Here is a 9904-nt window from a genome sequence, read left to right as displayed (position 1 = left end):
CGGCTTCCCGACCCGCCGCTGCCGCCGGCCACACTCCGCTTCGTGGAGTGGGCGGCGGCCTATGCCTGCGAGCCGCCGGGCGAGGCGCTGGCCCTCGCGCTGCGGGGCCTGAGGGCGCCGCCACCACCCCCTGAGCGTCTGCTCCGGGCTACGGGGGCCCTGCCCGCACGCCCGACGCCTGCCCGGGAGCGGGTGCTTGAGGTCGCGCGCGAGCCGATGCGTCCTACAGCGCTGGCCGCTGCCGCAGGGGTCTCCTCAGGCGTGGTGAAGGGGCTGGTGGCGGAGGGTGTGCTCGAGCTCATCGAGATCGTCACTCCCGCCGCCTTCCCCGAACCCGACCCAGCCCTCGCGGGCGCCGCCCTGAACCCCAGCCAGGCCGCCGCCGCATCGGCGCTCGCGACCATGGTCCGGGGCGGCGGCTTCAAGGTCGCCCTGCTGGACGGGGTGACCGGGTCCGGCAAGACCGAGGTCTACCTGGAAGCCGTAGCGGCGGCGCTCCAGGCGGACGCGTGCGCCCAGGTGCTCGTGCTGCTGCCCGAGATCGCCCTGACCCAGGCGGTGCTGGCGCGCTTCGCGCAGCGCTTCGGCGCGGCCCCGGCGGAGTGGCACTCCGGCGTCTCGCCTCCACGCCGCCGGCGGGTGTGGGAGGCGGTGGCGGGCGGTCGGTGCCGCATCGTGGTGGGCGCCCGCTCGGCCCTGTTCCTGCCGTTCAGCCACCTTCGGCTGGTGGTCGTGGACGAGGAGCACGACGGCGCCTTCAAGCAGGAGGACGGCTTTGTCTATCATGCCCGCGACTTCGCCGTGGCGCGCGCGCGGATCGAAGGGGCGGCCGTGGTGCTGGCCTCGGCCACCCCGTCGCTGGAGAGCATCTGGAACGCCCAGGCCGGCCGCTACGCCTGGCTGAGGCTGTCCGCGCGGCACGGCGCCGCGCGCCTGCCGGAGATGGCGCTGGTGGACATGCGCGCCGAGCCGCCGGAGCGCGGCCGGTGGATGTCGCCACGGCTGATCGGCGCGGTGGCGGAGGGCTTGGCGCGCGGCGAGCAGTCCCTGCTGTTCCTCAATCGCCGGGGCTATGCGCCGCTTGTGCTCTGCCGCGCCTGCGGCGAGCGGATGAGTGCGCCGGACACCGACAGCTGGCTGGTGGAGCATCGCTATTCGGGCCGGCTCGTCTGCCACCTGACCGGCTTCTCCATGAAGAAGCCCGATGCCTGTCCCCACTGCGCGGCCAAGGACTCGCTCACCTCCATCGGCCCCGGCGTCGAGCGGCTGGAGGAGGAGGCGCGCGAGCTGTTCCCGGACGCGCGGGTGGCGGTCTTCTCGTCGGACACGGTGATGGACGCCGAGGCTGCACGCCGGCTGGTCGCCCGCATGGCTGACGGCGAGATCGACATCCTGGTCGCCACTCAGGCCGCCGCCAAGGGCCACAACTTCCCCGGGCTGACGCTCGTGGGCGTCATCGACGCCGACCTCGGGCTGAAGGGCGGTGATCTGCGCGCGGCAGAGCGCACCTTCCAGCTGCTGGCCCAGGTGGCCGGCCGGGCCGGTCGGGCGGACAAGCCGGGCCGGGCGATGATCCAGACCTACACGCCCGAGCACGGCGTCATGCAGGCCCTGGCCGCCGGCGACCGCGACGGCTTTCTGGCGGCGGAAGGAGAGATGCGCGAGCTGTCCGGCCTGCCGCCCTACGGCCGGCTGGCGGCGGTGATCCTGTCAAGCCTCGACGGAGCGCGCCTGGAGGCGTTCGCCCGCGAGCTGATCAGCGTCGCGCCGGTGGCCGATGGGGTGGAGGTCTACGGGCCCGCTGATGCGCCGCTGGCTCTGGTGCGTGGCCGCCGCCGCAAGCGCCTGCTGGTGCGGGCCGAGCGCCGGGTGAACCTGCAGGCCTATCTCGGCGCCTGGCGCGCACGGGTGAAGGTGCCGGGCGCAGTGCGCATGAGCGTGGACGTGGACCCCTACAGCTTCCTGTGAGGACGCGGTCGCATCGCCTCGCTAAAAGGCTCGTCTAGGCCTAGATAGACGCCTTCGTTTCAGCAGGACTTCCAGCGCATGGGCCACGCGCCCGTCATCACGCCTTCCGCCAAGCCACCTCCGCGGATCGGCATGGTCAGCTTGGGCTGTCCCAAGGCGCTGGTCGACTCCGAGCGCATCCTGACTCGGCTGAAGGGGGAGGGCTACGACACCTCGCCGGACTATGCCGGGTCCGACGCGGTGATCGTCAACACCTGCGCCTTTCTGGACAGCGCGCGGGAGGAGAGCCTCGAGGCCATCGCGGAGGCGCGGGCATCAGGCCGTCCGGTGATCGTCACCGGGTGCATGGGGTCTGAGGAGGCCCTGCTGCGCGAGCGGTTCCCGGACCTCGCCGCCATCACTGGAGCGCACGCCTATGACGCGGTGCTGGATGCGGTGCACCGCTCCGCGCCCCAGCCCGATCCGTTCGCCGAGATCGCGCCCATGGCCGGGGGCGGACTGAAGCTCACGCCGCGCCACTACGCCTACTTAAAGATCGCCGAGGGCTGCGACCACCGCTGCAGCTTCTGCATCATCCCCAGCCTGCGCGGCGACCTCGCCTCGCGTCCCGTGGGCGAGGTGCTGCGCGAGGCCGAAGCGCTGGTGGAGAGCGGGGTCAAGGAGCTTCTGGTGGTGTCCCAGGACACCTCCGCCTACGGCCTGGACATCCGGTATGCCCCCGGCGAATGGCGGGGCGAGATGTGGCGCGCCAACCTGGAGGCGCTGTCACAGGGCCTGGGCCAGCTCGGCGCCTGGGTGAGGCTGCACTACGTCTACCCGTACCCGCACGTCGACACGGTCATTCCGCTGATGGCGCAGGGCCTGATCCTGCCGTACCTCGACGTCCCGTTCCAGCACGCCGCGCCCGATGTGCTGAAGGCCATGCGCCGGCCCGCCCACAGTGAGAAGACGCTGGAGCGGCTGGCGCGCTGGCGCGGCATCTGCCCGGAGTTGGCCATCCGGTCGACGTTCGTGGTGGGCTTCCCCGGCGAGACTGAGGCCGACTTCGAGTTCCTGCTGCAGTGGCTGGAGGAGGCTCAGCTCGATCGGGTCGGGGCGTTCGCCTACGAGAACGTGCAGGGCGCCACCGCGCGAGACCTGCCCGACCACGTCCCCGAGGACGTGAAGCAGGAGCGCCGCCGCCGCTTCATGGCCGCCGCCGAACGGATCAGCCGCGCCAAGCTGCGGGCCAAGGTCGGGCGGCGCATGAAGGTTCTGGTGGACGAGGTGCGCGCCGACGGGGTCGCCGTCGCGCGCACCGCCGCCGATGCACCGGAGATCGACGGCAAGGTCTTCGTCCGCGGCGCCGGCCAGCTGGCGCCAGGCGAGTTCGCCGAGGTGACGATCGAGCGGGCCGACGCCTTCGACCTGGTGGCCCGGCTGGGCGAGGTGACGCTCAGCCGGGCGCCGCCCCGCCCTGCCCGTCGCCTTCACCGGGTGATCAGCCGGCCCTGAGCGGCTGGCCGGCTACCACCGGCGGTAAGGCCCAAAGCGAGGTCCAAAGCCGTAGCCGAACCTCGGCCCGAAAAACGGCCGGGGACCGAAGAACCGGCGCCCGTAGAAGAAGGGATATGGGCGGTAGAAGGAGTAGGGCCGGTAAAATGGATACGGCCGGTAGACGGGGTAGGGCCGGTAGACCACCTGCGGCTGGGGCGCGGGCTGGACCACCGGCGGTGGTGTGTCGACTATAGGCGCGCGGGCGGTCCTGTAGGTGTGCATGCGGTGGTGGACGTGATGGTGCACGTAGCAGCCGCAGGAACTGGCGAGGGCAGGCGCTCCGCTAGCGGCGAGCGCTCCGGCGGCGCCCGCCAGGACAAACAGCGTTCTCATTCGGGATCTCCCTTCCGGCGTCGCGACATCTGAAGCTTCTGAGCCGCGCCCGGTTCATGGTTAATCCGCCATGAACCTGGGCTGAATGGCGTCAGCTCCCACGCTACCAATCGCGCCACCCCGGGCCAAAGCCCGGGCGCGGGCCGTACGCCCACCGGGGAGGGTATCGCCAGCCAGGACCGCGCCAGCCGGGCCGCCGCCAGCCTGCTCGCCCATAGGGGCCAGGATAGCCCTCTACGAGTGGCGGCGGCGGCGGCGGATAGGCGGACTGCACCATACGCATGCGCATCGGCTGAGCGTAGTGTGGCCGCCGGCGCGGGTGGTAGACCGCAGGGACGGGGCAGGCGCGGCGGTGCGTGTGGATGCGGGCCGCCTTCGGCCAAATGGGTCGGGGTAGGGGCGGCTCCTCCACCATCGGCGGGGTGTTGAGTGAAGGTGACCCCGCAGCCGTCACCGGGTGAGGCGCCGAGGCCTGCGGCGTGGGTGAGGCGGCGCGGAGGGCGAAGTAGGTCATGCCCACGGCGGCGGCGCCGACCAGCGCCATGCCGCCTAGGGCTGAGCCCAGGACCAGCGGGGATTTCATCATACGCTCCGGCGAGACTTGGCGACGGGGGCCGCACATCCAACGCGTTAGCCTCGTCCCAGCGCCATGAACCGCTGCTGAACGCGTCGCCCCTACCGTCCGTCGCCCGCCCGCGCTACATGGCGGCCCGATGAGCTCCACCGATCCGGTCGCGCCCAAGAAGGGCTGGTTCCAGCGGCTGGCCACCGGGTTGACCAAGTCCTCCCGCCAGTTCACCGACCAGGTGGTTTCCACCTTCGTCAAAAAGCCACTCGACAACGACGCTCTGGATGAGCTGGAGGAACTGCTGATCCAGGCCGACCTCGGCGTGGACGCCAGCGCGCGGATCGTGGAGGCCTTTTCGCTCGAACGGTTCGGCGCCTCGCCCGGCGAGGACGAGATTCGCGAGACCCTAGCCCGCGCCATCGCCAAGGAACTTGCGCCGCACGCCGGCCGCTTTGACCCGCTGTCGGGTGGCGCAAAGCCCTACGTTGTCATGCTGGTCGGCGTGAACGGATCGGGCAAGACGACCACGCTCGGCAAGATCGCCTCGGAGCTGAAGGGACGCGGCGCGCGCGTGCTGATCGCCGCCGGCGACACCTTCCGCGCCGCCGCCATCGAGCAGCTGCAGGTCTGGGCCGACCGGGCGGGCGTGCCCATCCTGATCAAGCCGCAAGGCTCCGACGCCGCCAGCCTGGCGTTCGAGGCGGTGACCCGCGCCCGCACCGAGCAGCTTGACGTGGTGCTGATCGACACCGCCGGCCGGCTGCAGAACAAGGCGCACCTGATGGAGGAGCTGGCCAAGATGGTGCGGGTGCTGAAGAAGATCGATCCGGCCTATCCGCACGAGACCCTGCTGGTGCTCGACGCCACCGTGGGCAAGAACGCCGCCAGCCAGGTGGAGGTGTTCACCAGGATCGCCGGCGTGACGGGGCTAGTGATGACCAAGCTGGACGGCACCGCGCGCGGCGGCGTGCTGGTGCCGCTGGCCGAAGCGAGCTCCGCGCCGGTGAAGCTGATCGGTGTCGGCGAGCAGATCGAAGACTTGCAGCCCTTTGAACCGGAGGCCTTCGCCCGGTCACTCGTCGGCCTCGGCCGCAAGGAGCTGGCGGCATGAGCCCCAAGGCCTCAGTCAAGCCTTCGGCCGGCTGGGTGCGGATGGTGGTGGACTATGCGGGCCTGGCGGGCCTGGCGGTCGGTTACCTGCTCACCCACAACCTGCTGACGGCGACCTTCGCCTTCGTCGTGGTGTCGCTGGCGGCTGTCCTGATCGGCTTCGTAGTGGAGCGCAAGGTTGCCCCCTTGCCGCTGCTGTTCTCGATCATGGCCCTGGTGTTCGGGGTGGCGACCCTGGTGTTCCACGACCCGCGCATCATCAAGATGAAGACCACGGTGCTCGACGGGGCGCTGGGCCTGGGCCTGCTCGTGGGCTTCGCGCTCGGCAAGAGCCCGGTGAAGCTGCTGCTGGGCTCGGCGCTGCAGCTGACCGAGGCGGCCTGGAGGCGGCTGACCCTGCGCTATGGCCTGTTCTTCCTCGCGCTTGCGGTCGTCAACGAGATCGTCTGGCGGACGCAGAGCGACGCGGTGTGGGTGCTGTTCCGCATGCCTGGGATGCTGGTCCTGTCGCTGCTGTTCTCCGCCACCCAGATCCCCGGCATGGTGAAGAGCGCCTCCGCTTTTGAGGCCGCCGTGCGACTGAGCGAGCCGCAGGAGTAGCGGCGGCGACTGCCCGGCGAGGCGACTGTCGTCAAACCGACGCTGGGCCAGGCTATCGTCACACCCCGGAGCGTACCGATGGCGAAGTCCAGTTCCCCCCTGACGCCGGCGCTCGAGCGCTCGCCGAGCCACCTGCTCCACCGCGCCCTGCAGCTGGCGCTGGACATCTACACGGCGGAAACAGGACCGGCCTCCATCACCCAGCGACAGTATGCCGTGCTGGCGGCGGTGGCCGCCAGGGAAGGCCTGAGCCAGACCGACCTGGTGCGCGCCACCGGCATAGACCGGTCCACCCTCGCCGACCTGGTCGGCCGCATGATCGTGAAGGGCCATCTGGTGCGTGAACGCTCCGCCGAAGATGCGCGGGCCAATACGGTCAGGCTGGGCGAGGCGGGCCGTCTCGTGTTGGAGGCGGCGGCGCCGCGGGTTGTGGCCGCCGACCAGCGCATCCTGGAGCTGCTCGGCGGCAAGAAGCGCGAACCCTTCATCGACGCCCTGCGCCGACTGGCCTTAGCTGGGGAGGGCGGCCTGTCTCCGGAGCAGGCAGAGCCCAAGTCGAAGAAGGCCAAGAAGGGCGGCAAGAAAAAGAACAAGAAACACCGCGGACATCGTGATCGCGACGCAGCACCGTCGGCATCCACGGACGCCATACCGGCCGTCGAGCCGCAGCTCGCAACGGGCGAGGCGACTACGGACTAGGCGCTAGACCTTGATGTCGAGCAGCGAGCCGGGGCGAAGCAGACGGCTGGGCGGAGTCGTGTCAGACCCGGTGGGCTGCACCTTCACCGCCGGCGTGATCCGCGGCTGAACGGCTGCGGCGGGAGCGACCCCGTCCAGGGCGGCCTGGAAGAAGGCGCGCTGGGCGGCCTTGACCGCCTCGCTGCGCGCAGGCGTCGAGCGTGCCTGGGGAACCAGGCTGTGGCCGGCTGAAGACGTGCGTATGTCGGCCATGGGTCAGCTCGCTTCACCAAGACAGGCCAGAACATGGTTAAGCGGACCTTGGCGGTCAAGCTCCAAGCCTCATCGGGAGGTGGGTGAGGACATGCGCTCCAGCAAGGCGTCGGCGTCGGCGGGGGTCAAAGCACCGGAGTGCTTGGCCAGCACCTTGCCATCGGCTGCCACCAAGAAGGTCTCCGGCGCACCCGACACGCCCCAGTCAATGGCTGCTCGGCCCTGTCGATCGACCAGAACCTCCGCGAAGGGATTGCCGAAACGGCTGAGAAAGCCCTGAGTGTCAGCCGGAGGCTCCTTGTAGGCCACGCCGACAAGGCGCACGCCCTGGCTCTTCAGCGCCATTAAGGCCGGCGCCTCCTCGATGCAGGGCGGGCAGGTCGAGAAGAAGAAGTTGACCAGCACAGGTCCTTTCAGGGCGCCCGCCAGATGCGCCGGCCCGCTCCCGTCCAGATGGGGCAACACGGCGTCCGGCGCGCTCTGGCCGACCAGAGCGTCGGGCGTGAAGTGCGGGTCGTGGTGCAGGCCGAAGGTCGCGAACAGCAGCGCCAGCGCCGCCAGGATGGCGAGCGGCAGGATGGCGACCAGCCGCCTCAACGGTCCTCGCCTGTGGTCCTGCGCCCGGCCTCTGCGGCCCTGCGCCATCGGGCGGCGCGCGCGAGGCTGTCCACGACCAGGGCCAGCAGGGTCGCGGCCGTGATGGCGTAGGCCGGCCAGATGAAGACGGCGTAGCGGCCGACCTCGAGGTTGGGATGGCTCATCAGGCCAGCGCCCGGGCCATGGCCCTCGCGCCGGCCCGGCGGCGCCAGACCTCGGCGCGGATGCGCACCAGCCAAAGGGCGCCGAACAGCGCCATGTAGCCGCCCCACATGAACAGCAGCGGCAGGCCATAGGCCGGCGCCAGCCTGCCGGAGATGATGGTGTCGCCCTGGTGCAGGCTGTTCCACCAGTAGACCGAGAAGTAGATGACCGGCAGGTTGACCGAGCCCACCAGCGCCAGGATGGCGGCGGCGCGGGCGGCCTTGGCCTCGTCGTCCAGCGCCGCGTGCAGCGCCATGTAGCCGAGGTAGAGCAGGAACAGCACCAGCACCGAGGTCAGCCGCGCGTCCCACACCCACCAAGTCCCCCACATGGGGCGCCCCCAGAGTGAGCCGGTGACCAGCGCCAGGGCGGTGAAGGCGGCCCCCAGCGGGGCTGCGGCCTTGGCGGCCGCGTCGGCCAGGGCGTGGCGGAACACCAGGCCGAGGAAACTGGCGACGCCGAGGCAGGCATAGACGAACATGCCGGTGACGGCGGCGGGCACGTGGATGAACATGATGCGGATGGTGGCCCCCTGCTGGTAGTCGTCGGGCACGCTCATCGCCGTCCATAGCCCGGCCGCCAGCAGGAAGGCCGCCAGGGCGCCGAGGCTTGGGGCGAGCCAGCGCGACACCGCCATGAAGCGGGCGGGGTTGGCCAGGAAGGCGCCGAAGCCGGGCATGGCCAAGGCTCTAAGGTCAGCCGCGGTGACCCGCAAGTTGTCAGGCCGTCGCTGTGTTTCCCGCGCCAGGCGATCGTTTCAGGAAGGCGACGAGCGGCGCGAAGCTCAGCCCCTGCACCACGACCGCGAACACCACCACCGCATAGGTGGCTGACAGGATGACGGCCCGCGCAGGTCCGGCCGGCGCCTGCAGCGCGAGCGCCAGCGACAGCGCACCCCTCAAGCCGCCCCAGGCCAGGATCAGGCTGGCGCCCCGCTCGTCATGGCGGAAGCGGTAATAGGCGCCCCAGGGGAGCACCACGGCGAACCGCGCCACGAGCACCAGGGGGATGGCCAGCGCGCACAGGCCGAAGTCGCGCAGGTCCAGCGGCAGGACGGCGGTCTGCAGGCCCAGCAGCAGGAAGAGGAGTGCGTTCAGCAGCTCGTCCACCAGGGTCCAGAAGCTCTGGACGTAGCGGCGGGTGGTGTCGCTCATCGCCGTCTCCATGCCCCGGTCGCCGACCAGCAGCCCCGCCGCCACCGCCGCGATCGCCCCGCTGACGTGCAGGGCCTGGCCGCCGGCGTAGACGCCCGCCGCCAGCGCCAGCGAAAGGGTGACCTCCACCGCATAGTCGTCGATGGCCCGCATGGCGCGCACCACCACGGCCGCCGCGCCGAGCCCCAGCGCCAGGCCGCCCACAGCCTGCACCAGCACCTGCAAGGCTGCGACCGCGGGATGCGCGGCGTGGCCGCCCGTCGCGAAGGCGAGGGCGGCGAGGAAGACGACGATGCCGACGCCGTCGTTGAACAGGGCCTCCCCCTGCAAGGTCGCCTGCAGCGAACCGGATAGTTCGCCGCCCCGCACGGTGGTCAGCACCGCCACGGGGTCGGTGGGGCTGATCAGGGCGCCGAACACCATGGCCCAGGGCAGGCTCATCGGCAGCTGCAGCGCCCGCGCGCCGAGCCACACGCCCGTCCCCACGATCACCGTGGAGGCCAGGACGCCGAAGGTGGCCAGGCTGACCACCGCCATCGTGCGGCGGCGCAGCTCGCTGAGGTCGACCTGCATGGCGCCGGCGAACAGCAGGAAGGCCAGCATGTAGCCGACCACGGTCTCCGGGAAGTTCACCCGCCCGATCAGGTGGGAGACGGCGTCCGCGGCCGGCGAGACGGACGGTACGCCACGCCCGACGATCAGCACCCCCGAACCTAGCGCGCCGACCGCCAGCATGACCACGCTCGGCGGGAGGTGCAGCCACCTGGCGTTGGCCCAGCCGGCCCCGGCCACCAGGCTGATGAACAGGGCGGCCAAGTCGAAGGCGGTCATGGCGGCTCGTCCCCGGCGCAGACCTAAACAGCGGGCGGCGGCGCGCAAGGTT

At 71.1% G+C, this 9904-nt stretch carries 12 protein-coding genes; 5 read left to right on the top strand and 7 right to left on the bottom strand.

Annotation, left to right across the window (positions count from 1 at the left end; translation table 11 throughout):
- On the top strand, window positions 1-1968 hold a 1968-nt coding region (locus HUV06_RS11775; RefSeq protein WP_174301459.1), incomplete at its 5' end, for a primosomal protein N'.
- A gap of 78 nt (window positions 1969-2046) precedes the next feature.
- Complete coding sequence (gene rimO / locus HUV06_RS11770) at window positions 2047-3462, top strand: 30S ribosomal protein S12 methylthiotransferase RimO (protein WP_174301458.1); 1416 nt, start codon at window positions 2047-2049, stop codon at window positions 3460-3462.
- 12 nt (window positions 3463-3474) lie between these two features.
- Here the strand turns inward: rimO and HUV06_RS11765 are convergent, their stop codons facing one another.
- The gene (locus tag HUV06_RS11765; protein ID WP_174301457.1) at window positions 3475-3837 is read right to left on the bottom strand and encodes a hypothetical protein; all 363 of its coding nucleotides are present in this window, start codon (window positions 3835-3837) and stop codon (window positions 3475-3477) included.
- 103 nt (window positions 3838-3940) lie between these two features.
- On the bottom strand, window positions 3941-4420 hold the full coding sequence (locus HUV06_RS11760; RefSeq protein WP_174301456.1) for a hypothetical protein: 480 nt from the start codon (window positions 4418-4420) through the stop codon (window positions 3941-3943).
- 130 nt (window positions 4421-4550) lie between these two features.
- On the opposite strand from HUV06_RS11760, the gene ftsY reads away from it, so the two are divergent.
- The 3 genes from ftsY (at window position 4551) to HUV06_RS11745 (ending at window position 6814) form a co-directional block, all read left to right on the top strand.
- On the top strand, window positions 4551-5516 hold the full coding sequence (gene ftsY / locus HUV06_RS11755) for a signal recognition particle-docking protein FtsY (protein ID WP_174301455.1): 966 nt from the start codon (window positions 4551-4553) through the stop codon (window positions 5514-5516).
- Window positions 5513-6115, top strand: a complete 603-nt coding sequence (locus HUV06_RS11750; RefSeq protein ID WP_174301454.1) for an inner membrane-spanning protein YciB — start codon at window positions 5513-5515, stop codon at window positions 6113-6115. The genes ftsY and HUV06_RS11750 overlap by 4 nt, the downstream gene beginning before the upstream one ends.
- Window positions 6116-6193: 78 nt before the next feature.
- Window positions 6194-6814, top strand: coding sequence for a MarR family winged helix-turn-helix transcriptional regulator (locus HUV06_RS11745; protein ID WP_174301453.1), 621 nt, complete (start codon window positions 6194-6196; stop codon window positions 6812-6814).
- A 3-nt stretch (window positions 6815-6817) separates the two neighbouring features.
- Here the strand turns inward: HUV06_RS11745 and HUV06_RS11740 are convergent, their stop codons facing one another.
- From HUV06_RS11740 to HUV06_RS11720, 5 genes are all read right to left on the bottom strand, one after another.
- A complete protein-coding gene (locus HUV06_RS11740) occupies window positions 6818-7066 on the bottom strand; it encodes a hypothetical protein (protein WP_174301452.1) in 249 nt (82 codons plus the stop codon).
- Window positions 7067-7135: 69 nt separating this feature from the next.
- Complete coding sequence (locus HUV06_RS11735; protein ID WP_174301451.1) at window positions 7136-7663, bottom strand: redoxin family protein; 528 nt, start codon at window positions 7661-7663, stop codon at window positions 7136-7138.
- Window positions 7660-7827, bottom strand: a complete 168-nt coding sequence (gene ccmD / locus HUV06_RS11730; RefSeq protein WP_174301450.1) for a heme exporter protein CcmD — start codon at window positions 7825-7827, stop codon at window positions 7660-7662. The genes HUV06_RS11735 and ccmD overlap by 4 nt, the downstream gene beginning before the upstream one ends.
- The gene (ccmC, locus tag HUV06_RS11725; RefSeq protein WP_174301449.1) at window positions 7827-8546 is read right to left on the bottom strand and encodes a heme ABC transporter permease CcmC; all 720 of its coding nucleotides are present in this window, start codon (window positions 8544-8546) and stop codon (window positions 7827-7829) included. The genes ccmD and ccmC overlap by 1 nt, the downstream gene beginning before the upstream one ends.
- Window positions 8547-8586: 40 nt before the next feature.
- Window positions 8587-9904, bottom strand: a 1318-nt coding sequence (locus tag HUV06_RS11720) for a sodium:proton antiporter (RefSeq protein WP_217433821.1), incomplete at its 5' end; no start/stop codon positions are given.

The organism is Caulobacter sp. S45 (assembly GCF_903642205.1).
GTDB lineage: Bacteria > Pseudomonadota > Alphaproteobacteria > Caulobacterales > Caulobacteraceae > CAHJWH01.
The sequence above is the reverse complement of the archived record's forward strand: the minus strand, read 5'-3'. Positions and strand labels throughout refer to the sequence as shown.

What these genes read in the sequence shown, in the direction of transcription:
- HUV06_RS11760 (WP_174301456.1), bottom strand. Translation starts at nt 4,420, where the DNA reads ATGAAATCCCCGCTGGTCCTGGGCTCAGCCCTAGGCGGCATGGCGCTG.
- HUV06_RS11750 (WP_174301454.1), top strand. Translation starts at nt 5,513, where the DNA reads ATGAGCCCCAAGGCCTCAGTCAAGCCTTCGGCCGGCTGGGTGCGGATG.
- HUV06_RS11765 (WP_174301457.1), bottom strand. Translation starts at nt 3,837, where the DNA reads ATGAGAACGCTGTTTGTCCTGGCGGGCGCCGCCGGAGCGCTCGCCGCT.
- HUV06_RS11740 (WP_174301452.1), bottom strand. Translation starts at nt 7,066, where the DNA reads ATGGCCGACATACGCACGTCTTCAGCCGGCCACAGCCTGGTTCCCCAG.
- ccmD (WP_174301450.1), bottom strand. Translation starts at nt 7,827, where the DNA reads ATGAGCCATCCCAACCTCGAGGTCGGCCGCTACGCCGTCTTCATCTGG.
- HUV06_RS11745 (WP_174301453.1), top strand. Translation starts at nt 6,194, where the DNA reads ATGGCGAAGTCCAGTTCCCCCCTGACGCCGGCGCTCGAGCGCTCGCCG.
- ccmC (WP_174301449.1), bottom strand. Translation starts at nt 8,546, where the DNA reads ATGCCCGGCTTCGGCGCCTTCCTGGCCAACCCCGCCCGCTTCATGGCG.
- rimO (WP_174301458.1), top strand. Translation starts at nt 2,047, where the DNA reads ATGGGCCACGCGCCCGTCATCACGCCTTCCGCCAAGCCACCTCCGCGG.
- ftsY (WP_174301455.1), top strand. Translation starts at nt 4,551, where the DNA reads ATGAGCTCCACCGATCCGGTCGCGCCCAAGAAGGGCTGGTTCCAGCGG.